The organism is Chryseobacterium edaphi (assembly GCF_025628985.1).
Classification (GTDB): Bacteria; Bacteroidota; Bacteroidia; order Flavobacteriales; family Weeksellaceae; genus Chryseobacterium; species Chryseobacterium edaphi.
This window is the reverse complement of sequence record NZ_JAOTEM010000002.1, coordinates 201,202-227,410: the sequence shown is the minus strand read 5'-3', so window position 1 is coordinate 227,410 and position 26,209 is coordinate 201,202. Positions and strand designations below refer to the sequence as shown.

The following is a 26,209-nucleotide window of genomic DNA, read 5'->3' as shown; positions in this document are numbered from 1 at the left end:
ATAAAAATTAAAATTTATCTGTCACTATTTTAAAAATATCGCTACCGAAAATTAGTAACATTAAGCCTAACAGGAAGATAACTCCTACCATCTGTGCATTTTCTAAAACCTTTTGTGGCACTGGTTTTCCAACGATCATTTCATATAAAGTGAAAATTACGTGTCCTCCATCCAATCCAGGAATCGGAATTAAATTTAAGAATGCCAACCAAACAGAAAACATTGCCGTAAAACTCCAGAAAGCTGTCCAGTCTATAGAAACGCTTCCGTCTTTCGCTTTGTCAAAAGGCATATTTTTAATGATTGCCAGTGGACCGCCAACTTTTTTATAACCCTGAACTTTTTTGTTGAAGATTAATTTAAATTGTTTTACCTGATACGTTAAGCTTTCGATACTTCTTGTAAATCCTCTCCCGATCGATTCTCCGAAAGAAAAATGTTTAGTTTCATAAAATTTTTGAAGTTGTTTATAAGAAGCCAATCCTAAAGTCCCTTCTTTAGACACCGATAAAACGAGTGGCTGAACTGATCCGCCTCTCATTACATCTACCTTAAGATTTTTTCCCGGACTGTTTCTTACGGTTTCCTGAAATTCGTCATAATAAGAAATTTTCTTTCCATCTACGGAAACAACTTGGTCGCCAACTTTCAGCCCGGCTTGTGCTGTTTTAGGATTGTAGATAGAGTCAATAACTGCAGGAAATCTTGGAGTAAGAAATGCTTTAGGATTTTCATCTCTGAAAGCCATTGCTTTACCATCATCATTGGTTGGGAAAGTAACTTCTTTTCCATTTCTTAAAACTGTAATTTTGTCACTTAATAGAACATCTAGAGCCAATTTATCAAGATTATTCTGAGATTTTCCGTCTACTTTTAAAATTTTATCTCCGTCTTGGAAACCCATTCCTTTGGCAACGCTGGTATAATTCAAAGGAGCATTTACTTTAGCAGTATCAAAAGTAGTTTCACCATTGAAAAAAGAAAGACATCCGTAAATAATCCAGGCAAGGAAAAAGTTTACTGTAACCCCACCCATCATGATGATCAGTCTCTGCCAAGCTGGTTTTGCTCTGAATTCCCAAGGCTGTGCAGGCTGCTTCAGTTGCTCGGTATCCATGCTTTCGTCTACCATTCCGGCAATTTTCACATAACCACCGAAAGGAAGCCATCCGATTCCGTATTCTGTTTCACCGATTTTTTTCTTTGCTAAAGAAAACCACGGATCGAAAAACAGATAAAATTTTTCTACTTTGGTTTTGAACCATTTTGCGGGTAAGAAATGCCCAAGCTCATGAAGAATTACTAAGATAGATATGCTTAATATGAATTGAAAGATCTTAATTGCTAATTCCATTAATTGTTTTTAGATTTTAATTTGCAAAGGTAACAATTATCAAAAGGATGCCAAATAAAAAAAGCCCCTCAAAATGAGAAGCTTTGTCATATATTCTGCCAATGTTTTAGAAGTTGAAAGAAACCCCAAGACTTCCGTTGTTCCCGACTTCTGCAAAAACACCAACTTTCTCTGTGAAGAAATATCTTGCACCGATGTGAGCACCAATTCCAAAGTCTCTTCCGAGAACTCCCAAGTCAACTCCGGGATAAATGTCCAACTGCTCTGGTAATTGTAAAGCCTCTTTTAAATGAAAATTAACTCTCCCAAAAATAAAAACTCTGTTGTCTTTATTATTGTCTTTGTAACCGTCAAAATATGCGTTGGCTCCGGCTCCAACAGACAAAAGTTGATTCAAACCATAATCATAAGTAGCGGCAATCCCCGTTCCGTAACCCCATGCATTAAGCCCCAAATTAACTTTCTGATCTCCTTTTCCCGTCCAGGCTTGTGCGCTGATCGCAGTTCCTGTAAGAACAAACATCAGCATAAAAACCAATTTCTTCATAGATTTTATTTTAAATTATTACTAATGACAATTTGCAGCAAATATAAAACCGAAACCAATTAAAATCTGTAATTTTATAGAAGTTTTGAAATGGAAATATGAAATTGCCATGTTTGTTTTTAAATCATAAATGTAATTTTAAAAGGGCAATTCCATATGGCAATTAAAAAAAATAGAAATCTGCGTATGAAAATTATCGCATTAAATCAGGATATTGTCTGGAAAAATAAAGATGATAACTTTAAATTAATTGAAGATCAGCTTCAAAATCAAAGTGCAGATTTATTTCTTCTGCCCGAAATGTTTTCAACTGGTTTCTGTATGGATGCAGCCGAGGTTTCAGATAAAAATGAAGAATCTCTGGAGTTTTTAAATAAAATTTCGAAAGAAAAAAATACGGCTTTTTCAGGAAGTGCTTCCGTGGAAGTAGAAGGTAAGTTTTATAATAGGATGTATTTCGTAAAGCCAGAAGGAGAAGTTACTTTTTATGATAAAAGACATTTGTTTTCGTTCTCGGGAGAAGACAAAATTTATACACCAGGAAAAGAAAGAGTCATTGTAGAATATCTTGGAATTCGCTTTCTGTTGCAGGTTTGCTATGATTTGAGATTTCCTGTTTTTGCAAGAAATAATGATGATTATGATGCAATATTATACGTTGCGAATTGGCCGGAAAAAAGAGTCGGAGCTTGGGAGCATTTACTAAAAGCCAGAGCAATTGAAAATTTATCGTATGTTTTTGGCTTAAACCGAATCGGAACAGACGGAAATGATCTTTATTATCAGGAAAGTTCGCATTGCTTTTTTGCCGACGGAAAAGAGATAGCTAAAAAAAATAAAAATTTGGTTTCTGCAGAGTTGAATTTAGAGGAACTGAAAGATTTCAGAAATCATTTTCAGTTTTTGAATGATAGAGATGATTTTGAAATTATAGGATTAGATCAAAGCCTGAGATAAATAATTCTCCCTCAGATCTCACAGATTTTCACGGATGATGTTGTAAATAAAGATCTGTGAAAATCTGTGAAATCTGTGGGAATAAATTTTAAGTTCAATCTGAATATGAACCTAAATCTAAATATATTGTTTCAAAAGTTGCGTCAGTCGATTCACATCATGCACTCCGCTTTCTTTATATAAAAGTTCTCCTTTTTTGAAAACTGCTAAAGTCGGAACGCCACGAACGCTGTATTGAGAAGCGATTGAAGGATATTGATCAACATCAATTTTCACAATTCTTGCACCTTCACCAACATTTTCTTTTACTGTCGTTAATACCGATGACTGTACTTTGCAAGGTTGGCACCATGTTGCGAAAAAGTCAATTAAAACCGGTCTCTCTGATTCTATAAGTTCCTGAAATTTTTGTGACATAACTAAGGTTTTTAATCAAATTCCTGCAAGAATAATTCCAAATAATTGTTTAGATTACAATGTTTTTGATTGACAGACAAAATCTGTTGTTGCAAGTTTATCTGTTTTCTTTATTCCATTAAAGCCACCTTCGATTTCAGTGAAGTTCCTGATTCCGTGTGAGTTGAGAATGCTTGCTGCGATCATGCTTCTATATCCTCCTGCGCAATGAAGGAAGAAATGTTCAGAATCATCAATCGTCGAAACCCAATGACTTATTTCATCTAAAGGTCTATTATATGCATTGTCAATGTGTTCTGCAGAATATTCTGTCAGTTTTCTCACATCGATTATTTTTGAGTTTTCATCAAATTGTTCTACGAATTCTTCAGGAGAAATCCTTTTTACTTCGTCAATCTCTTTAGAAGAGTTTTCCCATGATTGAAAGCCGCCTTTCAGATAACCTAAAACATTATCAAAGCCAACTCTGCTTAGTCTTGTAATCACTTCTTCTTCACTTCCTTCGTCTGAAACCAATAATAAAGGATGTTTTACATCAACAATCAAACTTCCCACCCATGGAGCGAAATCTCCTTTCAAACCAATGTTGATTGAATTTGGAATAAATCCTTTGTGAAAATCACCAGGACTTCTTGTGTCTAATATCAATGCTCCTGTATCTTCTGCGAAACTTTCGAAATCTTCTACTGAAACAGGATTTAAACCTTTTGTCATCACATCATCAAGACTTTCGTAACCTCCTTTGTTCATTGCTACATTCATCCCGAAATATTTTGGTGGAGCTGTCAAACCATCCAAAACTTCCTTAATAAATGATTCTTTATCCGGTTGATTCAGTGCGTAATTGGTTTTCCTTTGATTGCCAAGAATATCTACTGTTTCTTTCTGCATATTTTTTCCACAAGCCGAACCTGCGCCATGAGCCGGATAAACTGTGATGCTGTCATCAAGAGGTAAAATTTTGCTGTGTAAGCTCTCGTATAAAATTCCTGCAAGATCTTCCTGAGTCATCGTTCCTGCTTTTTGAGCAAGATCAGGACGTCCAACATCACCTAAAAACAATGTGTCACCTGTAAAAATTGCGGTTTCTATACCATTTTCGTCGATCAAAAGGTAAGTTGTGCTTTCCATCGTGTGACCTGGAGTGTGAAGTGCTTTTATTTTTACATTACCGATTTCAAAAATCTGGTTGTCTTCTGCGATAATCGCTTCGAAGTCCGGTTCTGCGGTTGGTCCGTAAACAATGGGAGCCCCAGTTTTTTTACTTAAATCTAAATGTCCCGAAACAAAATCTGCGTGAAAATGGGTTTCAAATATATATTTTAAAGTAACATTGTCTTTTTCAAGGCGTTCAAGATAAGGTTTTACTTCTCTTAGCGGATCTATGATTACGGCTTCATTTTCTGATACGATATAATATGCACCTTGTGCCAAACAGCCTGTATATATTTGTTCAATTTTCATTGAGTCTTATTTAATATTATGAATATACAAAGTAATGAATTAATTATAAAGAAATGATAAGTCTGATTGATAGTTTCTTTCAATATTATAATTTTCATATTTTCAATCTATATGAAAGTGATTAAATATCAGATAGAAACAATAATTGAGAAGTGGATAAAATTGGTAGACTGTTTTATATCATATTCAATTATATTCATTTTAAATTTAGATTATTTAGAAATTCACAAAATTGAAACCCGAGATTTTGTAAAAATAATTACCTTTAAGAGTTAAAAATATCAAATGGCAGACAAAGTAAAATTTATTGACGAACTTTCAAAAAAATACACTCCAAAAGGAGAACATATTATTTTAGGAAAAGGTATGTTAGACGGTGATGTAGTCACAGAAGTGAATGTTACAATTCCCTTAAAAACCATTAACCGTCACGGTCTGATTGCAGGAGCTACAGGAACCGGAAAAACTAAAACACTTCAGGTTTTTGCAGAGCAGCTTTCTCACGCAGGAATTCCGTCTTTGGTTTTAGATATTAAAGGTGATTTTTCAGGAATTGCCGAAGCCGGACAAATGAATCCGATTATTGAGGAACGTTACGGAAAAACACAGCTTCCTTACAATCCACAAGCTTTTCCGGTTGAATTGATGAGTATTTCGGGCGGTAAAGGTGTTAAATTGAGAGCGACGGTTACAGAATTTGGTCCTGTTTTATTAAGTAAAATTTTAGAACTGAATGATACGCAGCAAAGTATTATGTCGATTGTTTTCAAATATTGCGATGACAAAGGTTTGCCTTTAATCGATTTAAACGATTTAAAAAAAGTCCTGCAATATGTAACTGATAATCCGCAAGGTAAAGCGGAGTTGTCTGCGAATTACGGATCGATTGCTTCGGCATCTTTGGGAACAATTCTAAGATCAATTGTTGCTTTGGAACAGCAAGGCGCGGCAGATTTCTTTGGAGAACTGAGTTTTGATGTTCACGATTTACTTGAAACAAGGGACGGAAAAGGTGTTGTCAATATTTTGAGAGTTGCTGATATTCAAAATAAACCGCAATTGTTTTCAACGTTTATGCTTTCTCTTTTTGCTGAAATTTACATGACGTTTCCGGAAGAAGGAGACAGCGGAAAACCAAAATTGGTACTCTTCATTGATGAAGCGCATTTAATCTTTGATGAAGCTTCAAAAGCTCTGGCTTCTCAGATTGAAACGATGGTGAAATTGATTCGTTCGAAAGGAGTAGGAATTTATTTTATTACTCAAATTCCGGGAGATGTTCCTGAGAATGTGCTTTCTCAATTAGGTTTAAAAATCCAGCACGCTTTGAGAGGATTTACGGCAAAGGATAAAAAAGAAATTTCTAAAGCCGTTGAAAATTATCCGACAACAGAGTTTTACAACGCTTCTGAACTGATACAAAATTTGGGAATTGGCGAGGCTTTCATTACTGCTTTAGATGAAAAAGGAATTCCAACTCCGCTTGTTCACACATATTTAATTTCCCCTGAATCAAGAATGGATGTTCTGAATGACGCTGAAGTTTCTGAATTAACATCAAGATCTGTTCTGGTTTCAAAATACGAAAAACCGGTCGATAGAGAATCTGCCTATGAGATTTTAGTAAAAAGAATGGAGCAGGCGGTTGAAAATTCTGCTCCCACACAAAAAACTAAGACTGTAAAAGAAGAACCGGGAATGTTTGAGCAGGTTTTAAAAAGTCGGGCGGGACGAACTTTTGCCAATACCTTAATGAGAGAAGGGGCAAAAGCCATTTTGGGGATGTTTGGTTTGGGTGGAAGAAAGAGATAAGGTCTTTTTATTTTGTATTTTTAAACGTATTTTCATTATTTTAGCAGAATTGCCTTTTTATTAAATAGCATTATCAAAAATTTTAATTTTTTGGTATAAAGCTTAAATAAGATTAAAATGTATTCAATTATAGATATAGAAAGTAATGGTGCAGGTTTCAGGAAGGAATGCATTATAGATATTGCCATCTACAGATACGATGGTCATAAAATTGTCGACCAGTTTATTTCCCTTGTCAATCCTGAAAGCGACATCACGCCTTTTGTTCAAAAACTGACCAATATTACACCGAATATGGTGAAAACCGCCCCAAAATTTCACGAATTGGCCAAAAGAGTCATTGAGATTACAGAAGGCACTACATTGGTCGGTCACAATATCGATTTTGATTACAGAATGCTTCGTCAGTCTTTTCAAAGGCTTGGTTATGATTATAAAATCAATACTTTAGATACGATTCCGTTAGCCAAAAAACTGATTCCGGATGAAGTAAGTTATTCTTTGGGAAAACTCGTGCGATCGTTGGGAATTCCGTTGGTCAATGCGCATCGTGCAGAAGGTGATGCAAGAGCGACATTAGAATTGTTTAAACTGTTGGTATCAAAAGACACCGAAAACGAAATCATTCAGAAGCAACATGATGAAACAAATGCTAAAACTTACATCAACAAAATCAAGCTTTTGACACAGGATTTGCCTGGAGAAAAAGGGTTTGTTTATTTTCAAAATGAGTCCGGGAAAATTATTTTTTCAGACTATGTTCAGGATATTAACAGGTTTTCTAAAAAACTTTTTAATTCGAAATCAAAAAAGTTTATTGAAATCCAAAAAGAAGTCGAACAGATCAATTTTGAACTCACAGGAACTGATATTATCGCAAAGCTGATTTTAAATTCTAAAAATATTAAGAAGAGAGATACGCTGCCTTTCGGATTGTATTTTAGAAATCATAAATATATTGTTGAAAAAAACAGACTCAACAAACAGGAAAAAGCAATTCTTAAATTCCGATCATTTACTCAAGGTTCAAAGGCTGTTCAGTTTATCGGAAAGATAGAAGAGTTTGCTGACGTTGAAGCTTTTAAAGAGAAAATTAATTTCAAAAAAAGAAATGAACTTTGGTTGGGAGCGGGAAGAAAATTAGGTGAAAAATTATTCATGATCATAGAAAACGGTAAAGTTGTTTCGTATGGTTTTTATGATTTGTTTACCCAGATACAGACTTTAAGTAAAATCTCCAAGTTGAAATTAGATTTGCCTCTTTCGACTGCCGATTTGATTAATGATCTTCAATTAGCTTTACTTAAAGGCGATTTCGAGACTTTGCCGTTGCCAAAATAAAACAACATTTTACAATCGAATGCATTTTTATTAAGAAGAAAATGCTTTTCAAATTCAATTTCCCAAAATAAATAGTATTTTTGCAAAAGAATTAAAAAAAGCAATGCAAAATTTTAAACAAAAACAAACAGGAAAAAAGGGAGCTGTAAAGTTTTCAAAGGTTTGGAATACCTAAAAGAGTTGTGTTGCATAAAAAAATAATTATTGTGGCAGACTCTTTTCGAAGAATCTGCCTTTTTTTATGTAAAATTTAGAATATGAACCCAAAAGAATTATTAAAGATTGCCCAGGAATTTGGCACACCGGTGTATGTTTATGACGCTGAATCAATTAAAACTCAATACGAGAAACTTACATCTTCTTTTTTAAAACACACCAAGTTTTTTTATGCTGCAAAGGCATTAACGAACATCAATATTTTAAAATACATAAAGAATCTGGGCGCTTCTTTGGATTGCGTTTCTATTAGTGAAGTAAAATTAGGTTTAAAAGCCGGTTTTCCTAAAGAAAAAATACTATTTACTCCCAATTGTGTTGATCTTGCTGAAATTGAAGAAGCAATGCAGCATGGAGTTCATATCAATATTGATAATATCTCGATTCTTGAGCAGTTTGGGAACAAATACGGAAATACGTATCCTATTTTTGTGAGAATCAATCCGCATATTTATGCTGGTGGAAATCACAAAATTTCTACAGGACATATTGATTCAAAATTCGGAATTTCAATTCACCAGATGCGTCACATTGAGCGTGTAATGAAAAGTACCAACCTAAATGTTGAAGGTCTTCACATGCACACCGGAAGCGAAATAAAAGATCCGGAAGTTTTTTTACAGGCTCTTGAAATCATGCTTGAATTATCTGAGCATTTCCCGAATCTGAAATATCTGGATATGGGAAGCGGATTCAAAATTCCTTATCAGGAAAGCGATATGGAGACTGATGTGAAATCTTTAGGAAAAAAGGTAGAGAAAGCAATTTCTGATTTTTCTAAAGAAACCGGAAAGAAATTTGAGCTTTGGTTTGAACCGGGAAAATTCCTTGTTGGTAAATGCGGTTATTTGTTGGTGAAAGCCAACGTTATTAAACAAACTACAGCAACGGTTTTTGTTGGAGTCAACTCAGGATTTAATCATTTGATTCGTCCTATGTTCTACGATTCTTACCATACAATTGAAAATTTATCAAATCCAAAAGGAGCGGAAAGAATTTATACCGTAGTTGGAAATATTTGTGAAACTGATACTTTTGCTTGGGACAGAAAACTGAATGAAGTAAGAGAAGGTGATGTTTTGGCTTTCCACACGGCAGGAGCTTATGGTTTTGAAATGAGTACAAATTTTAACTCAAGACTAAAACCGGCTGAAGTTCTTTTCTTAGACGGGAAAGCACATTTGATCAGAAAAAGAGACGAGTTTGAAGATCTTTTGAGAAACCAGATTGAAGTTTTGTAAATTTCACCAAAAAGTGTATCTTTAGTAGACCAAAAAATAATACAATGAAAAAATTACTTTCAGTTTTGTCTATTGCAGTTTTTACATTTTCTTTTTCTCAGACCAATGTAAGCGTAAAGTCTGATAAGCAACAATTGGAAAAAGTTTATAACGGAGGTCAGGTAAAATTCAATAAAGATTTGCAAAATAATTTAGGTCATACTGCAAATGTTTTTCAGGCGCTTGGAGATTTTAAATTAAATTTTAGTGTTGATGAAGATGGAAAAATTTCTAACATTAAACTTTTACCCGAACTTTTTGACAAATCTTTTGAAAGAGAAGTAAAAAGAGATGTACAGCGAATGAAAAAACATTTTGCCAATAATACCAATCAGAAAATTTCTGTTGCTTTAAATTTTTCACGAGAATATAGAGATTCTGAAAATACTGGTGCTTTACTGACCAATGATAATTACGCATCGAGTCAACAAAGTTTTTGCTCTACAAAATAATTTTCAAATAAATAAAAAATCATACTCCTCAAGAAATTGCGGAGTATTTTTTGCTTTATAGTGCACAGGGTTTGAATAAATTTAATTCAATGCTTCTTTTTGAATCTTTTATTGGCTAAATTTGATAATTCATTAATCTTTCGAAAAATTATAATCGTTTAATGATTTCAAATTCTATGTTCTAAGTAGAAATTAATCTAAAAAAAATAGTAATTATGGCTAAAAATATTGCAGAGCAAATTGTTGAAATGCTCGAAAATGCCAATGTCAAAAGAATATATGCCGTAACTGGCGACAGTCTTAATCATTTAAATATTGCTGTGAAGAAAAGCAGCATCGAATGGATTCACGTAAGGCACGAAGAAGTCGGAGCTTACGCTGCAGCTGCAGAAGCGGAATTGGATGGTTTTGCCGTTTGCGCAGGAAGTTGCGGTCCAGGTCATGTTCATTTGATCAATGGAGTTTACGAAGCGCACAGATCACATGTTCCAATGTTGGTGATTGCATCAACGATTCCAAGCAATGAGATGGGAATGGATTATTTTCAGGAAACGAATACCATAAAATTATTTGACGACTGTAGCTATTATAATCAAATGATTACAAGACCTGAACAGGTGCAGAGAACTTTGCAGACTGCAATTCAACATGCGATTTCCAAAAAAGGAGTTGCAGTGATCGGACTTCCGGGTGATGTTTCTGAACTTGATGCCGAAGACGCGACTACTTCCAATCAGATTTTCAAAACAAATCCGGTGATTCGTCCTTCAGATGAGGAATTAAATCACTTGGCAAATTTGATTAATGAAAGCAAAAAAGTAACAATTTACTGTGGTATCGGTGCCGAAAAATCAAATGTTGAGGTCGTAGAATTAGCAAAATTTTTAAAAGCTCCTGTTGGATATTCTTTCAGAGGTAAAATGGCCATTCAGCCAAATAATCCGAATGAAGTAGGATTGACCGGACTTTTGGGTCTGCCTTCTGCATATCACGCAATGCACGAAGCAGATCTTGTTTTACTCTTGGGAACAGATTTCCCTTACGAGAAATTTATGCCTGTAAAAAATAAAATCGTTCAGATTGATGAAAGTCCGGAAAGATTAGGCAGAAGAGCAAAGTTGGAATTAGGTCTTACGGGTGATGTGAAAGAAACCATCAAAGCTTTATTACCTTTATTAAAAGAAAAAACAGATGTCAACTTCCTCAATCAGCAATTGGAATTTTACGAAAAAGTAAAAGAGCATCAATTAACTTATGTGAAAGAATTCGGAACAGAAGATAATATTCAGCCTGAATATGTCGCTCATACTTTGGATCAGTTGGCAAAAAATGATGCCATTTTCACTGTAGATACCGGAATGTGCTGTGTTTGGGGAGCAAGATTTATTACAGGTACAGGAGAACGAAAAATGTTGGGTTCATTCAACCACGGATCGATGGCGAATGCAATGCCAATGGCAATCGGTGCATCGCTGGCTTATCCCGGAAGACAGGTGATTGCGATGTGTGGCGATGGTGGTTTGTCTATGCTTTTGGGTGATATGGCAACCATTTTTCAATATAAACTGCCAGTTAAATTAATTGTTTTCAACAACCGAAGTCTCGGTATGGTAAAACTGGAAATGGAAGTTGGCGGAATGCCCGATAATGAAACCGATATGATCAATCCTGATTTTGCTATGATTGCTCAGGCAATGGGTTATCCGGGGAAAAATGTTCGCAAACCGGAAGAAGTTGCAGGTGCTATCACCGAATGTTTAAATCACGATGGACCTTATCTTCTCAATATTTTTACGAATCCAAATGCTTTAGCCTTACCTCCAAAAATTGAATTTGAGCAGGTGATTGGCATGACTAAATCTATGGCGCAACTCATGTTAGGCGGAAAAATGGAAGAAGCTTTAGACACTGTAAAAAGTAATTATAAACATATCAAGGAATTGTTATAATGAGTAGTTCTTTGAAAAAATTCTATGTCATTGCATGGGTATTCGGTCTTATATTTTATTTTTTAGATTACGTGATCAGAGCGGCTCCGGCTGTTATGATTCCTGAATTGGTCAGTAATTTTAAAACTACTGAATTGAAGCTGATCAGTATGGTCGGAACATATTATTACACTTATTCCACTTGTAGTTTGATTGCCGGAATTGCTTTAGATAAATTTGGAGGAAAAAAATCTCTATTTGCGGGATGTTTAATTTTAGGGATAGGATGTTTATTATTTTTAATTTCAAGCCAGACTGCCGGAATTACAGGAAGATTGCTTCAGGGAGCAGGGTGCGCTTTTGCTTTTCCTGGCTGTGTTTATTTGGCAAGTAAAGGCTTTTCGTCAAAATCTTTGGCAACAGCCATCGGAGCAACACAATGCATCGGTATGTTGGGTGGAACTGCCGGACAATTCTTAGTGGGACCATTAGTAGAAAATGGTATTGATATCAACAGTTTCTGGCTTTGGTCTGGAGTTTTCACAATTATAACTGCTGTTTTGCTCTACTTTTTTATTCCGAAAGATGATCAGTCAGACGAACCGGAAGAAAAACCGCATCATTCTGTTGGTTATTTAGAAACATATAAAGTGGTTTTCAAAAATCCACAATCCTGGCTTTGCGGAATTATTTCAGGGCTCCTTTTTGCACCGACAACGATTTTCGCCATGACTTGGGCAGTTGCTTTTTTCGAAAAAGACAGACAGTTTCTTTTCCGTGAGGCTACAATTACCAGTGCGATGGTCGCTTTTGGTTGGGCTTTCGGTTGTCCGTTATTAGGATTTATTACCGATAAGATAGGTCGAAGAAAACCAGTCTTGGTTGGTGGAGCGTTATTAATGATTTTAAGTTTTCTTCAAATGATTTATTTACCAGATTTATATACTGCGAAAATCAGTATGTTCATTTTCGGAGTTGGTTCCGGATCGGCGATGATTCCGTATTCTGTGATAAAAGAAACCAATCCTGATTATGTAAAAGGTAGCGCAACGGGAGCAATCAATTTTATCACTTTCGGCGTGACAACTTTACTGAGCCCGGTTTTCAGCAGATGGTTTGGTAAAAGCTTAGATTCTGATTCAGGAAATCTACATTTTGAACATTCGGTTTTATTTTGGATTGTCGGGATTATTTTGGCAATTTTAATTTCATTTTTGTTGAAAGAAACAGGAAGCAAGGTCAAAAGCAGAACGATAGTTGCTTAATTAGTTTAATCTATATATTAATAAAACTTCGCACTGATGTGTGAAGTTTTTCTTTTATGCCAATCATGTAATTTTTATCTTTGTTTAAGAAAATTTAAACATTAAAAATTATGAAAACTTTAGCTTTGTTTTTAAGTCTTTTTGTAGGAAATTTTGTTTTTGCACAATATGATATTGAAGATCAGGAGGAAACGATGCTTCTTGAAAATAATAAAACAATTCTGAAAATTAAAATAGAAGAGCCTTTTTTGCAGGTTGCTTTGAAAAACTGTGATGATTTTAAAGCTGCTTCTTATCCGGATGGAATCAATAATTATAAGGAAACATTGAGAAGGTATATGTACAATTATCTCAATTCAGATTTTTATGTTCTTAATGGCGATTTCGTTTTCACACTTAGCGTTGATCAATCGGGAAAGGTGACCAATATTGAAGGCTCACCCAAAGTAAATAATAGTCAGGTTTTCTTCGATGATATGAAATATGTAGTTCGCAGAATCAAAAAAAATTGGATACCCGCAAATTGTAATGGAAACCCCATTGCTTCAGAGGTTAAAATAAAAATGAATTTCTCATCGATTGCAACAGATTTATAATGAAAAAATATTTAGTAGTATTATTGTTATTATTTTTAGGTTTTAAAGGATTTTCCCAAGAAACAAAAGCAGAATATGAAGGCGGAAATGCTGTCTTTGCAAATAAATTTATGGAAATGTTATATGCTTATGTTGACGTGCAAAGTTATGCCATTGAAGGAACTGTCACATACATTATCAACATCGATAAAACCGGAAAAGCAAGTCATTTAGATATAATTCCAAAGATCAAAAATGGAGATATGTTTGTGGATGATTCTCAATATGCTTTAAAGAAAGTAAAAGGTAAATGGAAACCAGCGACAAAAGATGGTATCGCAGTAAGCTCAAAGTATATTATGAAAGTGAATTTTAAATCAAATACATATGACCATGACTAATAAAATATTATTTTTATTAAGTTTTATAATTTCTGTTTTTCAGGTAAAAGCACAAGTTTTATATAATTATCCAAAAGGGCAGGACTTTTATGAAGGTGGGCGAGATGGTCTCTTTAAAGAAATTCAGGATGTGGTTGTGAAAAATAATGTAAAGCCGTGCGAAAAAACAGAAGCGTTATTTATGAGATTTATTGTCTATCCCGATAGCAAAGTGAAATTTGTCGCAGATGAAGATACAAATGCTGTTGAAAGTAATAAGTGTTTAAAAAATAAAGTGCTAGAAATAGTAAAAAAGACCAATAACTGGAAGCCTGCTGAAATAGATGGAAAAAAAACACCAGCAATGTTTAGTACGCTTTTTTCTGATGATTTATTATTTAATAAGCTAGAAGAAGGTGATTTTATACGGCCTGTTTACATGCACAAAGATAAAGAAAGCGATATTATGAAATTCAGAGAGAATTTTGCGAAATGTTTTGATGCTAATGGTTACCGATCAAATACAGATTACTCTTTCGTGTTAAACTTTGATGTTGATACTAGTGGAGCTGCTGGTTTCTTCTATATCGAGAATCAATCAAACTTAGATAAGTTTAATGAAATGGTTGTAAAATGTGCATCGAATACAAAAAAATCATATTGGAAACCAGGTTACTATAAAGGAGTACCAATAAAACAGGTTTTTAGAATGCCGATCAAATTCACTGCTAATTAATTTAAATTTCCTTCAATCGTTCATTTAAACTGTAATTGCTTTTCTGACATTCTGTCACAATATTTTGTATCTTTGCAAATTCAACGAGTTTAAAATTTGTGAATTTAAATTCTTTTAAATCTTAAAAATTTTAAACCTAAAATAGACTTACCGTGCAGGAAAAATATATAGACGAGACAAAACAAGGCGAAGCTTTTGCCATTGCAGAGAAAACCGGAAATTCTAAAAAACTGTTTTTAGAGAGTTACGGCTGTCAGATGAATTTCTCTGATTCTGAAATTGTTGCCTCTATTCTTAATGATCAGGGTTATAATACTACACTAAAAGTTGAGGAGGCAGATCTGATTTTATTAAATACATGTTCTATCCGCGAAAAAGCTGAGCAGACCGTGAGAATGCGTCTTGCACAGTTTAAAAATTTAAAAAAAGAAAGACCCAATATGACGGTTGGTGTTTTAGGTTGCATGGCTGAAAGGCTTAAAACTAAATTTTTAGAGGAAGAACAATTGGTTGATTTGGTTGTAGGTCCAGATGCTTACAGAGATTTACCCAATCTTTTAAAAGAAACCGAAGATGGAAGAGATGCCATCAATGTAATTCTTTCAAAAGAAGAAACTTATGCAGATATTAATCCCGTTCGTTTAGGCGGAAATGGTGTGACGGCTTTTGTGACCATCACAAGAGGCTGCGATAATATGTGTACATTTTGTGTTGTTCCTTTTACAAGAGGTAGAGAAAGAAGCCGTGATCCGCACTCAATTTTAGAAGAATGTAAAAGTCTTTGGGAAAGTGGGTACAAAGAAATTACCCTTCTCGGACAAAACGTTGATTCTTACCTTTGGTACGGTGGCGGTCCCAAAAAAGATTTTGCCAAAGCTTCAGAAATGCAGAAAGCTACGGCTGTTGACTTTTCAAAACTTTTAGATTCTGTTGCGAAAGCTGTTCCTCAAATGAGAATCAGATTCTCAACTTCCAATCCTCAGGATATGAGTCTTGATGTATTCAGAACGATGGCAAAACATGATAACATTTGTAATTATTGTCATCTACCGGTTCAAAGCGGAAGCAACAAAATGCTGGAAGCCATGAACAGACAACATACCCGTGAAGAATACTTAGAATTAGTAAAAAAAGCGAAAGAAATCGTTCCGGATATTTCGTTTTCTCAGGATATGATTATTGGTTTCTGCAACGAAACTGAAGAAGATCACCAAGATACTTTAAGTTTGATGAGAGAAGTAGAATATGATTACGGTTATATGTTCTCTTATTCTGAAAGACCAGGAACTCCTGCTCATAAAAAAATGGAGGATAATATTCCTGCTGATGTCAAGCAAAGACGTTTGGCTGAAGTGATTGCTTTACAAGGCGAATTGTCAAGAAAGAGAATGGAAGGGTACGTAGGCAGAGTTCACAGTGTTTTGATCGAAGGAATTTCCAAGAAAAATAAAAACCAATGGAAAGGCAGAAACTCGCAGAATGCAGTTTGCGTTTTTGATATGTTGGAAGGTCAGAAATTGGGTGACATTGTGGATGTTTTTGTGTTTAATAATACGCAGGGCACACTTTTAGGGGAAACAGTGAAATAATTTAAAGTTTAGTTTTAAATTTATTTTAAATAGTTAATGAGCAATCTGCAATCGAAAGAGCTTCTTCAGAATATTTCTGCATTATTAGAAAATGCCAGAAAGAAAGTCGCCGTTGCTGTAAATCAGACAATGGTTCTTACTTATTTTGAGATTGGCAGAATGATCGTGGAAGATGAGCAGAATGGTGAAAAACGTGCGGAGTATGGGAAGGCCGTGCTCAAAGATTTGTCGTCTCATTTAACCGTGAGATTTGGAAAAGGATTTTCGGTAGAGAACTTAGATAGAATGAGATTTTTTTATAAAACATATTCTGAAAAAATCTCGTCAACAGCGTTGACGAATTCTCAAAACCAAATTTCGTCAACACCTTCTACGAATTTAGAAATAGAACAAAAACTGTCCGAACTCTTAAAAATCAGTCAGATACCATCTCTTAATTTCAATCTCTCATGGTCGCATTATTTAAAATTGATGCGAATAAAAGACATTAATGAAAGAAGATTTTATGAGATTGAAAGCTTTAAAAATAACTGGAGCTTAAGAGAATTACAACGACAATACGATTCAGCATTATATACAAGGTTATCTTTAAGCAAAAATAAAGAAGAAATCATTCAGCTTTCAGAAAAAGGACAAATTTTTGAAAAGCCAAAAGATCTTATCAAAGATCCATATATTCTGGAATTCCTTGGCCTACCAGAACGATCAAGCTATTCTGAAAATGATTTGGAAAGTGGTTTGATTGATAAATTAGAACATTTTCTTTTAGAATTAGGTACAGGTTTTACATTTGTCGCAAGGCAAAATCGCATTACTTTTGATGAAAAACATTTTAAAATTGATTTGGTTTTTTACAACCGAATCTTAAAATGTTTTGTTTTAATTGATTTGAAAATCGGCGAATTGAAACATCAGGACATTGGTCAAATGCAGATGTATGTCAATTTTTATGATAGAGAAGTAAAACTAAACGACGAAAATAAAACCATAGGAATTATTCTTTGTCAGGATAAAAGTGAAGCTTTGGTGCGATATACTTTGCCAGAAGATAATGAGCAGATTTTTGCAAGTAAATATCTTACAGTTTTACCGAGCAAGGAAGACTTTATTAATATTTTAAACTCAGACAATGGAAAAATTTCATAAATATTGCCTGAGTGTATTACTGGTCATCGTTTGCAGTAATATTTCGGCACATACAAACAACGAATCTATAAGAAATCTTGATTGTAAGCAGTTTCAAGAAATCTACAGTCAGTTTTTGAATTACGAGTTTGAAGTTTCAAAAGAATTCTGTTTAAAAGAGAAATCAACACGCAATTTTGCCATAAATAATAAGCAGAATGCGGTCGATCTTATTGGAAATTCCATTTTAGAAAAACAGCAAAACAATTCTTATTATAAAAAGTTAGGAGCCGATTTTTCTATAAAAGAAAAACATCACAAAATCCTGGAAAATTTCGAAAAACAAAGTAAACAGATCGATTTTGCTGAAAATATTTATTTCAAAAGTAAAGTTGCTAAAATTAGAAATAAGGATGATTTAGATTTAAAAAATAAGACTTAGGAAACATTACGATGAGGAATCTAGAAACGATACGCTCATCAATTTCAAAAATCTTTAATTTTTTTAAATTTAAATCAAGAAAATGGCAGACTTACAATCTATAAAAGCACGTTTTGGTATCATCGGAAATTTTCCGGCTTTGAACCGTGCACTCGAAAAATCTATACAAGTTGCACCTACTGATATTTCCGTTTTAGTGATCGGAGAAAGTGGTGTCGGTAAAGAATTTATCCCGAAAATTATTCATTCAGAATCAAAAAGAAAACATCAACCATATATTGTAGTGAATTGTGGTGCAATTCCTGAAGGAACCATCGATTCCGAGCTTTTCGGACATGAGAAAGGGTCTTTCACAGGAGCAACAGCAACCAGAAAAGGGTATTTTGAAGTCGCAGATGGTGGAACAATTTTCTTGGATGAGGTGGGTGAATTGCCTTTGCAGACACAGGTTCGTTTGTTGAGAGTTTTAGAAAGTGGCGAATTTATGAAAGTAGGTTCTTCGCAGGTTCAGAAAACGAATGTAAGAATTGTTGCGGCAACCAATGTGAATATGATGAAGGCGATTCAGGATAACAGATTCCGTGAGGATTTGTTTTACCGTCTAAATACCGTGCAAATTGATATGCCTGCTTTGAGAGAAAGAAAAGGCGATATTCATTTGCTTTTCAGAAAATTTGCGATTGATTTTGCTGAAAAATACAGAATGCCGGAGTTGCAACTTGAAGCTAGTGCTGTACATTATATCGAAAATTATACTTTTCCGGGAAACGTGCGACAACTGAGAAATTTGGTAGAGCAAATGACGGTTGTAGAAACAGATAGGAGCGTAACTGTAGCAAAATTGACAGAATATATTCCTATGGATTCTCATTTGCCGATGGTCGTGAATCATCCTGGTGCGCAAAAACAGACCGATTTTGGAAACGAAAGGGAAATCATGTACAAAATTCTCTTTGACATGAGGAATGATATTAATGATTTAAAATCCTTAACTTCGGAATTGATAAAAAACAGAGGAACTGCAGACCTAAGCAATCAGGAAAAGAATCTAATTAATAGAATTTATACTCCTGAACCACAGCAGAATGCAAGTCCGAATTCTTTGTTGTTTTTTGAAAATAATAATAGTCAGAATGTTCAGAACCCTACGATAATTTCAAATTCTGAAGATCATTACGAAGATTTTGAAGACATTGAAGTGGAAGAGAACAGACCTGAATCTTTATCACTTCAAAACAATGAGAAAGATTTAATTATCAAAGCATTAGAAAAGCATAACGGAAGAAGAAACAGAGCCGCAGATGAGCTCGGAATTTCGCAAAGAACTTTATACAGAAAAATAAAACAATATAACTTAGAAGACTAAACTAAAATGAATTTTGACAAAATAATAAACCAGGGATACAATTTTAATATAGGAAAATATATTTCTGAAGGATTTGAACTTTTCAGAAAAGATATTGGAGGATTTATTGTGGCGACTCTACTTGCGATTGTAATGAGTTTTATTCCGTTTTGTAGTCTTTTGGCCATTGGGAATTTTTATAAAATTTGTAAGAAGGTTGACGAAGGACAGTCTGTACAAGTAGGAGATATTTTTGATTTTACAGATTTTTGGATGTATTTCAAATTGTTTTTTCTGATTCTATTTGCAGTTATTATTTTAATGATTCCGATACAGTTTACAATGATTCCGATTATTGTTGCAGCTAAAGATGCAGGTGAAAATGTAAATGTGGCAATGATAATAGGGGGAATGGGAATCTGGTTTTTACTATTTATATTATTCTTATTTGCATTCACGGTGTCACTTTATTTTGTACAGCCGATAATATCTCTCCATAAAATTCAAAGTGTAAGACAAGCATATTCACTTTCCTGGAAAATTGCAAAAAAGAACTTTTTTATGATTCTTATTTTCAGTATCATAGTTGGATTGATTTCGCAATTAGGTATTATCGTTTGTGGAATTGGAATATTATTTACAATACCTGTAGGAATTTGTATTAAATATATCAGTTACAAAGATGTACTCACTACTCAAAATCAAAAAGCAGCAATACATGAGTAAAATAAAAATTATTTTTGGGTTGATTATTCTTACATTGTTTCACCAATGTTACTCATTTACAGGTTCATCATTAACCGATGAAAAAACTGTGCAGATCAACGAATTTCCGAATAACTCAGCATTGGTAAATCCTACTTTATCACAGCAGTTTTCGACAGATATTCAAAACAGATTTGTACAACGTACAACCCTGAAAGGAACAAAGCAAAATCCTGATATTCTGATTGAGGGCGAAATTACGGATTACTCAATCACTCCAACTACGATCAGTTCGACTACTCAGGCTACTGCGGGTGGAGGTGTGATTCAGGATTCTCAGAATAAACTGACGATTACAGTAAAAGTACACTATGAAAACAAATTGCATCCTGATGTAAGTTTCGACAGAACTTACTCTGATGAGGCAGTTTTCAACAGTAATTTATCTCAAAGTGCAATTGAAACTTCTCAGGTGAAAATTGCGACAGACAGGATTATCAACAAAATATTTAATGACATCGTAGCGAATTGGTAAGATGATAAATAATAGAGTTTTAGAATTATTAAAAAATCCGAAAAATATTCAGTCAGAAGATTTGCATCTTTTGAAGGAGGAAATTAATTCTTTCCCCTATATTCAAAACATCAGAGCACTTCATCTTTATGGGGTGCATCTTTACGATAAAGAAAATTATCAGAAAACGCTTTCCTCTACTGCGGCATATACTACAGATAAGAAGATTCTTTACCAGCTCATTAATGGTAAAATTCAGCAGGTAAAGCCTCAGATCAGTGAGCCAGTTCAGGAAATTATTCCAGAAAAGATAATTGAAACTCCGACTGAAGATAAACAAACTGTTTCGGAAAGTGAAAGTCTGACAGAAGAAAATGTGGTGAGAACTACTCCTAAAAGTTTTTCTGATCATGATTACGAAGCAGCTTCCGAAGGATTAATTGCTGATAAACCGGAAATCAAACATATTGTTGTTGACGGTGAAAGAAATAGGATTTTATTTGATGGTGAAGAAAATTTCTTAGAGGAAGATAATAATGAAACCATTGATCTTGAATCTACTCTGGAATCGGGTGTGATTGTTACTCAAAAACCAGTATCAAATCAAAATAGTCTTACTCAAACAGATAAAGAAGAAGCAATTGTTGCTGAAGAATTAGCAGGAACGTCCTCAGAAACAGAAAATAGTGAAACTTCTGCTTTAGCGGAAACTCAGGTTGAAGAAATCACGGATAATGCAGAACTCAATTTAGAAGAAGAAATACAGTCTGAAGAAATTTTAGCTCAAACTACTGGTGATTCTGAATCAGATTTTAATAAAACTGAGCAATTAGAAACTCCAAAGTCTGAAGTTATTATTAATGAAAATAAAACTGATTCAGAAAAAATTGAAGAAACAGTTTATGATGAAGCTGAAATAAGCTTTCAAAAAGTTGAATCTTTTTCTGCTGAAACAGAAAATAAAGTTGAAGAAACCACTGATTCAGATTTAAATAAAACAGAAGAAATTTCTGAAATTCCAAAATCGGAAATTATCATTAATGAAGATAAAATAGATTCAGAAAAAGTTGAAGCGAAAGTAAATAATGAAACTGAAATAAGTTTTCAAAAAGTCGAATCTTTCTCGACTGAAACAGCAATTCCAAATGATGAAAATATTCAATCTGATTTAAATGATACAGAGGGAATTACTGAAGTTTTAAATCCTGAATTAATTGTTGAAGAAGAAAAGATTGAGTCAGAACAGGTTTCTGAGAAAATTAATGATGATTCTGAATTAAGTTTCCATGCAACAGATTCTTTTCTTCCCGAAGTTAAAATCGAATCCAATAAAACTCCGGATAATCTACCATCTGAAGCTCCAAAACCAAGCATCAACAAGCATGAAGACGAAATGCGTCGCTTGATAGAAGAAGTGGAGAAAAGGATGAAAGCAAACAAGGAAAATGCTCCTGAAAAAACAGAGGCTAAAGATGAGGAGGTAAATCACGATATCAGTTTTGCAGAAACTCAGGCATTTCACGTAGGGGAAGAGCAAAAAACGGCAGAAGAAGTTGTTGTAAAAGAAGCTGAATTGATTGTTGAGGAGAAACTTGAAGAAGAAAAATCTGTGGAAAATACAAATGCTAAAGATCTTTCAGAACCGGAAATACCTGCAAATCCTTCATGGAAACCGATGAGTTTTGAAACTAGCCGTCCTGATTCTTTATTAAGCAAGCCCATTGAAGTTCCTCAACCAAAAGAAGAAATTCAGAAAGCTGAAGAAGCTCCAAAACCTGAACCAATAGTTGAAGAGATTCTAAAAGATAATCAAGTTAAAAACACCATTGAAGTTGTTGATAATTTGGGTGATTATGATGAGCTGAAAGAAACTGAAAAAGAAACTCCTGAAAAACAAAATGGAGAAGCGCCTGTGATGAATGTTTCGTTTTTCGGATCTGATATAGCAAGTTTAGGTTTATCCTACAAATCTGATCAAAAAGAAAAAGCTGATGCCAAAGAAGAGGCAAAAATTGCTCAGCAGAAGATCGATGACAGCAACGTTCCAGGATTTATCAATACATGGCAAAGCTGGTTGAAAATCGATCGTGAAGAAGCTCCTGTTGATAAAACTGAGATTAAAAATAAAGTGATCGAATCATTTATTGAAAATAATCCCAAGATCAGTCAGCTAAAAGATGAGGTTAATTTTGTGGTAAAGGAAAAGACAGACGATATTTCACATTTGATGACAGAGACTTTAGCCAATTTGTATATCGAACAAAAACTTTATTCAAAAGCAGTAAATGCCTTTTTGATTTTAGCTAATAAATTCCCTGACCGAAAAGAATATTTCGAAGCAAAAATTCAGGAAATCAAAGATAGCAGAAACAAAAATTAAAATATTTTTAAACTAAAAGAAAACGGCAGAAACCAATTCTGCCGTTTTTATTTTTATTAATGAGTAGCATTTATTTGCTTTCTTTTTTTCAGTTTTCGCCATGCTTTTCGTCCAAAAACAATAACGAGAATCAGTGTGATAATTGCAAAGATAGCCGCTATGAAAGGAGCTGCCATTGCTAAAATTGACATAATTCCTGCTCCTGCAGTTTCCGTTGTTCCGACAACAGAATTTCCCAATCCACCAGTTGTCGCTGTCGAAGCTGCCCGAATTCCCGCAAACCCGGAACTGATCGTTGCTGCTGTTCCGCCACCCGCAATCAATGCCAAAGCCCATTGTGGAAATGTACCCAATTCGGTAAACTGACTTGCAAATAATATAGATCCGGCAACTGTCGCCATCGGTATCGAAATCGTATCAAGAAAATGATCTACAAAAGGAATATAATATGCTAAAATTTCAGCAATCATCGCAATTCCTGTAGTAATTAATGCCGGTAAACTTGAAAGCCAGTCAAAACTTTCACTCATGGGAATCCATTGAAAATAGGAAGCTAAGCTTACAGCAAACATCGGTAAAAAGACTCTGAAACCGGATGCTGCAGCCAAACCGATGCCGATGAATGCACTCAAAATATAAGGGAGATAAGGAATTTGATCTAACATTTTATTTCTTCAATTGTTTGCTTAAAGCTACAAAAAAATATAAAATGTCAATTGGAATTTATTTTTGTAAATGTTCAGCGAAATAGAATAAATAAATCTCTCGCAGATTAAGGAAATGACACAAATTATTAATGAAAAAAAATCTGCTTAATCCGCTCAATCAGCGAGATAAAAATAAAATAGTTTCAGTTTTAGGACAAAAAATCTGTGAAATCCGTGGGAAATTAAAACTTAAGCCTTTTTTTGCGACTGACACAATTTAATAAACTGCGCCTCAACATTCTGAAACTTTTCCGGCAATTCAGGAGAAACCCAAAACAACATTGCTGTAGTTTTTTCTCCAAAATATTCTTTAAATAATTCCTTATTCAGACGATAACACTCTCTCAAAAGTCTTTTGATGCGGTTTCTGTGAACCGCTTTTTTAAAATATCTTTTCGAAACGGAAACTCCCAGTTTAACATTCTCGGTCAACGGATCGGGATGATTTTTCAGAATGATGATTCTCAGATTTCCACTGTTTTTCCATTTGCCTTTCTCGAAAAGCAAAGTGATTTCATCCTTTTTCTTGAGTTTTTCCGCTTTAGGATATTTAAAGTTCTGCATCAGTCTTTTTCACTAATTGATTGATGACTTCTGCAGCAGCATACAATCCGAAAATTGCAGGAATAAAGCTTATTGTTCCGTAAAAAGATCGTTTGTAGTTGCTCCCATCGGTCATTTTCAAGCTGCTTTCATCCTGAATTTCAGTTGAAAAAACACATCGGATTCCTTTGTCGATTTTTTCTTTCTTCAATCTTTTCCTTACCTGTTTTGCGAGATGGCATTCTGCAGTTTTGTGGATATCTCTCACCATCACTTTTGAAGGATCAGATTTTCCACCGGCACCCATCGAGCTTACAATTTTGATTTTTCTTCGCTTTGCAGCAATGATTAAGCTCACTTTTGGCGTGATGCTGTCAATACAATCTAAAATATAATCAAATTTTCCATCATCCAGAACTTCAGCCATCCTTTCCGGATTTAGAAACTCGTTGATTTTAATTAAATCCAATTTCGGATTAATGTCCATCAATCTTTCAGCAACTACTTCCACTTTATGCTTTCCTACCGTTGAGTGAAGTGCAGGAAGTTGTCTGTTAATATTGGTAATATCTACGGTATCGCCGTCTACAATGGTCATTTTTCCAATTCCGGCTCTTGCCAGAAACTCGGCAGCAAAAGATCCAACGCCGCCTAAACCTACTACGAGAACATTTGCATTGTTCAGTTTTTCAATGCCCTCTTCTTTGATCAGAAGTTCCGTTCTTTCCAGCCAAAACTTATCCATTTTTTATCGTTTCTAAATTTTCTACAATCTGTTGTTGAAGTCGTTCTATTGATATTTCTTTGATTTCTGAAACTTTCTGATACAATTCTTCGATGTTAAAATCATCATTATCAGTTTCTAGAAAAAGTTTATCTAAAGGAACTGTTTTCAAAGTATCCTGCAAAGATAGATGATACAAAACAGCTTTCCCAAAACTCAGATAAAAATTATTCTTCAGAAGATCATCCGCAATGCTTTGTTTTTTATTGAAGCCGTGAATGATCATCGCCTGTTCAGATTTTTTTCTGAATGAAATGACTTCATAAAATTTTCTTACACAATGAATGATCAAAGGTTTTTTAAGTTCATTCGCCAATTGAATCTGTCTTAAAAAAACATCCTTCTGAATCTTCATATCAACAGAAACGATGCTATCCAAACCGCATTCTCCAATTGCAAAACAATTTTCATTAATGACGGATTGTAACCAATTGAATTGACTATCAATATTTTCCGGTTGAATGTTTTGTGGGTGAATTCCTGCAGAAAAATAAAAATCAGGCGGAGTTTTTTCAATATCTAAATTGTAAATTCCATATCTTATATTTTTCTTGTGATGATGAAAATCAAAAAAATCCATATTCAAAAATACAATAAATAAAAGTTCGCTAAAAATTATTAAACGTTCGTTTATCAATATGTTAAAAATTTCTTAACTTTACTAAAACAACGCACACGTGGGGAAGAAATTTACAGATAAACAGATCCATATTTTAGATATAGCCGAAGAATTGATCGCCAGAAAGGGCTATGAAGGTACTTCCGTAAGAGATATATGTTCAAAAGCCAACATTAATGTGGCAATGATTTCCTATTATTTCGGATCAAAAGAAAAAATGATGTCATATCTCTATCAGTACCGCGTATTGAAAACCAGAGAGAATTTTTCTGAATTTGCAGACACTATAAAAGACGGGAAACCCGAAATGCAGATGAAAGAAATGATCAAATATATTGTTGCACAGTTATTTAAATATAATTATTTCCACGGTTTTGTTACTCAGGAATTGCGTCATACAGAAAATCTTAAGGATGAACTTTTAGATTTTTATCAGTTATTTGTCAAGAAATTGGATGAAGTCATCAAAAAAGGAGTGACTTCAGGTGTTTTTACATTTACCCCAAAACCGGAAGATATTTTGACAACTATCATTGGATCTACACTTTTTGTGATTCGCAATAAAAATTTTTACGAATTATATGTTCCTCATAAAGATGACGAATCTTACACCAAAGAAGCCGAAAGAAAAGTAAGAATGAATCTTTTAATGAATGTTTTTGCAGTTTTGGGATACGCAGCCGACTAATTTTGCGTTAAATAATCATAAAAAAAAATCTTTTAGCAAAAAAG

26 protein-coding genes are annotated in these 26,209 nt (G+C 34.1%); 18 read left to right on the top strand and 8 right to left on the bottom strand.

Annotated elements, in window-relative coordinates; translation table 11 throughout:
- Positions 1–7: 7 nt before the first annotated feature.
- Positions 8–1,354, bottom strand: a complete 1,347-nt coding sequence (rseP, locus tag NZ698_RS09165) for an RIP metalloprotease RseP (protein ID WP_263002814.1) — start codon at positions 1,352–1,354, stop codon at positions 8–10.
- Between the two features lie 106 nt (positions 1,355–1,460).
- Positions 1,461–1,901: a DUF6646 family protein gene (locus NZ698_RS09160; protein ID WP_263002813.1), complete on the bottom strand. Its 441-nt coding sequence runs from the start codon at positions 1,899–1,901 to the stop codon at positions 1,461–1,463.
- Between the two features lie 186 nt (positions 1,902–2,087).
- Here NZ698_RS09160 and NZ698_RS09155 point away from each other — a divergent pair, with 186 nt between their 5' ends.
- On the top strand, positions 2,088–2,858 hold the full coding sequence (locus NZ698_RS09155) for an amidohydrolase (RefSeq protein ID WP_263002812.1): 771 nt from the start codon (positions 2,088–2,090) through the stop codon (positions 2,856–2,858).
- 117 nt (positions 2,859–2,975) lie between these two features.
- Here the strand turns inward: NZ698_RS09155 and NZ698_RS09150 are convergent, their stop codons facing one another.
- Together NZ698_RS09150 and NZ698_RS09145 are read right to left on the bottom strand one after the other, a co-directional pair.
- Entirely contained in the window at positions 2,976–3,275 is a 300-nt protein-coding gene (locus tag NZ698_RS09150) for a thioredoxin family protein (RefSeq protein ID WP_263002811.1), read from the bottom strand.
- Positions 3,276–3,329: 54 nt separating this feature from the next.
- On the bottom strand, positions 3,330–4,739 hold the full coding sequence (locus NZ698_RS09145) for an MBL fold metallo-hydrolase (protein WP_263002810.1): 1,410 nt from the start codon (positions 4,737–4,739) through the stop codon (positions 3,330–3,332).
- 285 nt (positions 4,740–5,024) lie between these two features.
- On the opposite strand from NZ698_RS09145, the gene NZ698_RS09140 reads away from it, so the two are divergent.
- The 16 genes from NZ698_RS09140 to NZ698_RS09065 all read left to right on the top strand — a co-directional run bounded on the left by NZ698_RS09140 (position 5,025) and on the right by NZ698_RS09065 (position 22,824).
- Complete coding sequence (locus NZ698_RS09140) at positions 5,025–6,551, top strand: helicase HerA-like domain-containing protein (protein WP_263002809.1); 1,527 nt, start codon at positions 5,025–5,027, stop codon at positions 6,549–6,551.
- Positions 6,552–6,668: 117 nt separating this feature from the next.
- Complete coding sequence (locus tag NZ698_RS09135; RefSeq protein WP_263002808.1) at positions 6,669–7,892, top strand: 3'-5' exonuclease; 1,224 nt, start codon at positions 6,669–6,671, stop codon at positions 7,890–7,892.
- Between the two features lie 257 nt (positions 7,893–8,149).
- Positions 8,150–9,349, top strand: coding sequence for a diaminopimelate decarboxylase (gene lysA / locus NZ698_RS09130; RefSeq protein WP_263002807.1), 1,200 nt, complete (start codon positions 8,150–8,152; stop codon positions 9,347–9,349).
- A gap of 44 nt (positions 9,350–9,393) precedes the next feature.
- Positions 9,394–9,840 carry a hypothetical protein gene (locus NZ698_RS09125; RefSeq protein ID WP_263002806.1) on the top strand — a complete coding sequence of 149 codons (447 nt, stop codon included), beginning with the start codon at positions 9,394–9,396 and terminating at the stop codon, positions 9,838–9,840.
- 215 nt (positions 9,841–10,055) lie between these two features.
- Entirely contained in the window at positions 10,056–11,789 is a 1,734-nt protein-coding gene (locus tag NZ698_RS09120; RefSeq protein WP_263002805.1) for a thiamine pyrophosphate-dependent enzyme, read from the top strand.
- A gap of 11 nt (positions 11,790–11,800) precedes the next feature.
- A complete protein-coding gene (locus tag NZ698_RS09115) occupies positions 11,801–13,033 on the top strand; it encodes an MFS transporter (protein ID WP_263002804.1) in 1,233 nt (410 codons plus the stop codon).
- A gap of 110 nt (positions 13,034–13,143) precedes the next feature.
- On the top strand, positions 13,144–13,629 hold the full coding sequence (locus NZ698_RS09110) for a hypothetical protein (RefSeq protein ID WP_263002803.1): 486 nt from the start codon (positions 13,144–13,146) through the stop codon (positions 13,627–13,629).
- On the top strand, positions 13,629–14,009 hold the full coding sequence (locus NZ698_RS09105; protein WP_263002802.1) for an energy transducer TonB: 381 nt from the start codon (positions 13,629–13,631) through the stop codon (positions 14,007–14,009). The genes NZ698_RS09110 and NZ698_RS09105 overlap by 1 nt, the downstream gene beginning before the upstream one ends.
- Positions 14,002–14,724: a hypothetical protein gene (locus NZ698_RS09100; RefSeq protein WP_263002801.1), complete on the top strand. Its 723-nt coding sequence runs from the start codon at positions 14,002–14,004 to the stop codon at positions 14,722–14,724. Before NZ698_RS09105 ends, NZ698_RS09100 begins: the two co-directional genes overlap by 8 nt.
- 152 nt (positions 14,725–14,876) lie before the next feature.
- Positions 14,877–16,313, top strand: a complete 1,437-nt coding sequence (gene miaB / locus NZ698_RS09095; protein WP_263002800.1) for a tRNA (N6-isopentenyl adenosine(37)-C2)-methylthiotransferase MiaB — start codon at positions 14,877–14,879, stop codon at positions 16,311–16,313.
- 36 nt (positions 16,314–16,349) lie between these two features.
- Positions 16,350–17,459, top strand: a complete 1,110-nt coding sequence (locus NZ698_RS09090; protein ID WP_263002799.1) for a PDDEXK nuclease domain-containing protein — start codon at positions 16,350–16,352, stop codon at positions 17,457–17,459.
- The gene (locus tag NZ698_RS09085; RefSeq protein ID WP_263002798.1) at positions 17,443–17,880 is read left to right on the top strand and encodes a hypothetical protein; all 438 of its coding nucleotides are present in this window, start codon (positions 17,443–17,445) and stop codon (positions 17,878–17,880) included. The genes NZ698_RS09090 and NZ698_RS09085 overlap by 17 nt, the downstream gene beginning before the upstream one ends.
- 82 nt (positions 17,881–17,962) lie before the next feature.
- Entirely contained in the window at positions 17,963–19,246 is a 1,284-nt protein-coding gene (locus NZ698_RS09080; protein WP_263002797.1) for a sigma-54 interaction domain-containing protein, read from the top strand.
- A 6-nt stretch (positions 19,247–19,252) separates the two neighbouring features.
- Positions 19,253–19,951 carry a hypothetical protein gene (locus NZ698_RS09075; RefSeq protein WP_263002796.1) on the top strand — a complete coding sequence of 233 codons (699 nt, stop codon included), beginning with the start codon at positions 19,253–19,255 and terminating at the stop codon, positions 19,949–19,951.
- Positions 19,944–20,465 carry an LPS assembly lipoprotein LptE gene (lptE, locus tag NZ698_RS09070; RefSeq protein WP_263002795.1) on the top strand — a complete coding sequence of 174 codons (522 nt, stop codon included), beginning with the start codon at positions 19,944–19,946 and terminating at the stop codon, positions 20,463–20,465. The genes NZ698_RS09075 and lptE overlap by 8 nt, the downstream gene beginning before the upstream one ends.
- A 1-nt stretch (position 20,466) precedes the next feature.
- Positions 20,467–22,824, top strand: a complete 2,358-nt coding sequence (locus NZ698_RS09065) for a DUF8458 domain-containing protein (protein WP_263002794.1) — start codon at positions 20,467–20,469, stop codon at positions 22,822–22,824.
- A 56-nt stretch (positions 22,825–22,880) separates the two neighbouring features.
- Here NZ698_RS09065 and NZ698_RS09060 read toward each other — a convergent pair whose 3' ends face one another.
- From NZ698_RS09060 to NZ698_RS09045, 4 genes are all read right to left on the bottom strand, one after another.
- A complete protein-coding gene (locus NZ698_RS09060; RefSeq protein WP_263002793.1) occupies positions 22,881–23,489 on the bottom strand; it encodes a DUF4126 domain-containing protein in 609 nt (202 codons plus the stop codon).
- A gap of 231 nt (positions 23,490–23,720) precedes the next feature.
- Positions 23,721–24,095, bottom strand: a complete 375-nt coding sequence (gene rnpA / locus NZ698_RS09055; protein WP_263002792.1) for a ribonuclease P protein component — start codon at positions 24,093–24,095, stop codon at positions 23,721–23,723.
- Positions 24,082–24,819, bottom strand: a complete 738-nt coding sequence (locus tag NZ698_RS09050) for a tRNA threonylcarbamoyladenosine dehydratase (RefSeq protein ID WP_263002791.1) — start codon at positions 24,817–24,819, stop codon at positions 24,082–24,084. Before NZ698_RS09050 ends, rnpA begins: the two co-directional genes overlap by 14 nt.
- Entirely contained in the window at positions 24,812–25,438 is a 627-nt protein-coding gene (locus NZ698_RS09045) for a TatD family hydrolase (RefSeq protein WP_263002790.1), read from the bottom strand. Before NZ698_RS09045 ends, NZ698_RS09050 begins: the two co-directional genes overlap by 8 nt.
- A 97-nt stretch (positions 25,439–25,535) precedes the next feature.
- On the opposite strand from NZ698_RS09045, the gene NZ698_RS09040 reads away from it, so the two are divergent.
- Positions 25,536–26,165, top strand: coding sequence for a TetR/AcrR family transcriptional regulator (locus NZ698_RS09040; RefSeq protein ID WP_263002789.1), 630 nt, complete (start codon positions 25,536–25,538; stop codon positions 26,163–26,165).
- Positions 26,166–26,209: the final 44 nt, after the last annotated feature.

Excerpts from the sequence above, each read along its gene's own strand:
- NZ698_RS09050 (WP_263002791.1), bottom strand. The coding sequence starts at position 24,819 with ATGGATAAGTTTTGGCTGGAAAGAACGGAACTTCTGATCAAAGAAGAG.
- NZ698_RS09150 (WP_263002811.1), bottom strand. The coding sequence starts at position 3,275 with ATGTCACAAAAATTTCAGGAACTTATAGAATCAGAGAGACCGGTTTTA.
- NZ698_RS09120 (WP_263002805.1), top strand. The coding sequence starts at position 10,056 with ATGGCTAAAAATATTGCAGAGCAAATTGTTGAAATGCTCGAAAATGCC.
- NZ698_RS09160 (WP_263002813.1), bottom strand. The coding sequence starts at position 1,901 with ATGAAGAAATTGGTTTTTATGCTGATGTTTGTTCTTACAGGAACTGCG.
- NZ698_RS09140 (WP_263002809.1), top strand. The coding sequence starts at position 5,025 with ATGGCAGACAAAGTAAAATTTATTGACGAACTTTCAAAAAAATACACT.
- NZ698_RS09080 (WP_263002797.1), top strand. The coding sequence starts at position 17,963 with ATGGCAGACTTACAATCTATAAAAGCACGTTTTGGTATCATCGGAAAT.
- NZ698_RS09125 (WP_263002806.1), top strand. The coding sequence starts at position 9,394 with ATGAAAAAATTACTTTCAGTTTTGTCTATTGCAGTTTTTACATTTTCT.
- NZ698_RS09110 (WP_263002803.1), top strand. The coding sequence starts at position 13,144 with ATGAAAACTTTAGCTTTGTTTTTAAGTCTTTTTGTAGGAAATTTTGTT.
- NZ698_RS09105 (WP_263002802.1), top strand. The coding sequence starts at position 13,629 with ATGAAAAAATATTTAGTAGTATTATTGTTATTATTTTTAGGTTTTAAA.
- NZ698_RS09075 (WP_263002796.1), top strand. The coding sequence starts at position 19,253 with ATGAATTTTGACAAAATAATAAACCAGGGATACAATTTTAATATAGGA.
- NZ698_RS09060 (WP_263002793.1), bottom strand. The coding sequence starts at position 23,489 with ATGTTAGATCAAATTCCTTATCTCCCTTATATTTTGAGTGCATTCATC.
- NZ698_RS09145 (WP_263002810.1), bottom strand. The coding sequence starts at position 4,739 with ATGAAAATTGAACAAATATATACAGGCTGTTTGGCACAAGGTGCATAT.
- NZ698_RS09045 (WP_263002790.1), bottom strand. The coding sequence starts at position 25,438 with ATGGATTTTTTTGATTTTCATCATCACAAGAAAAATATAAGATATGGA.
- NZ698_RS09100 (WP_263002801.1), top strand. The coding sequence starts at position 14,002 with ATGACTAATAAAATATTATTTTTATTAAGTTTTATAATTTCTGTTTTT.
- NZ698_RS09085 (WP_263002798.1), top strand. The coding sequence starts at position 17,443 with ATGGAAAAATTTCATAAATATTGCCTGAGTGTATTACTGGTCATCGTT.
- NZ698_RS09155 (WP_263002812.1), top strand. The coding sequence starts at position 2,088 with ATGAAAATTATCGCATTAAATCAGGATATTGTCTGGAAAAATAAAGAT.
- NZ698_RS09135 (WP_263002808.1), top strand. The coding sequence starts at position 6,669 with ATGTATTCAATTATAGATATAGAAAGTAATGGTGCAGGTTTCAGGAAG.
- rseP (WP_263002814.1), bottom strand. The coding sequence starts at position 1,354 with ATGGAATTAGCAATTAAGATCTTTCAATTCATATTAAGCATATCTATC.
- rnpA (WP_263002792.1), bottom strand. The coding sequence starts at position 24,095 with ATGCAGAACTTTAAATATCCTAAAGCGGAAAAACTCAAGAAAAAGGAT.
- NZ698_RS09090 (WP_263002799.1), top strand. The coding sequence starts at position 16,350 with ATGAGCAATCTGCAATCGAAAGAGCTTCTTCAGAATATTTCTGCATTA.
- lptE (WP_263002795.1), top strand. The coding sequence starts at position 19,944 with ATGAGTAAAATAAAAATTATTTTTGGGTTGATTATTCTTACATTGTTT.
- lysA (WP_263002807.1), top strand. The coding sequence starts at position 8,150 with ATGAACCCAAAAGAATTATTAAAGATTGCCCAGGAATTTGGCACACCG.
- NZ698_RS09065 (WP_263002794.1), top strand. The coding sequence starts at position 20,467 with ATGATAAATAATAGAGTTTTAGAATTATTAAAAAATCCGAAAAATATT.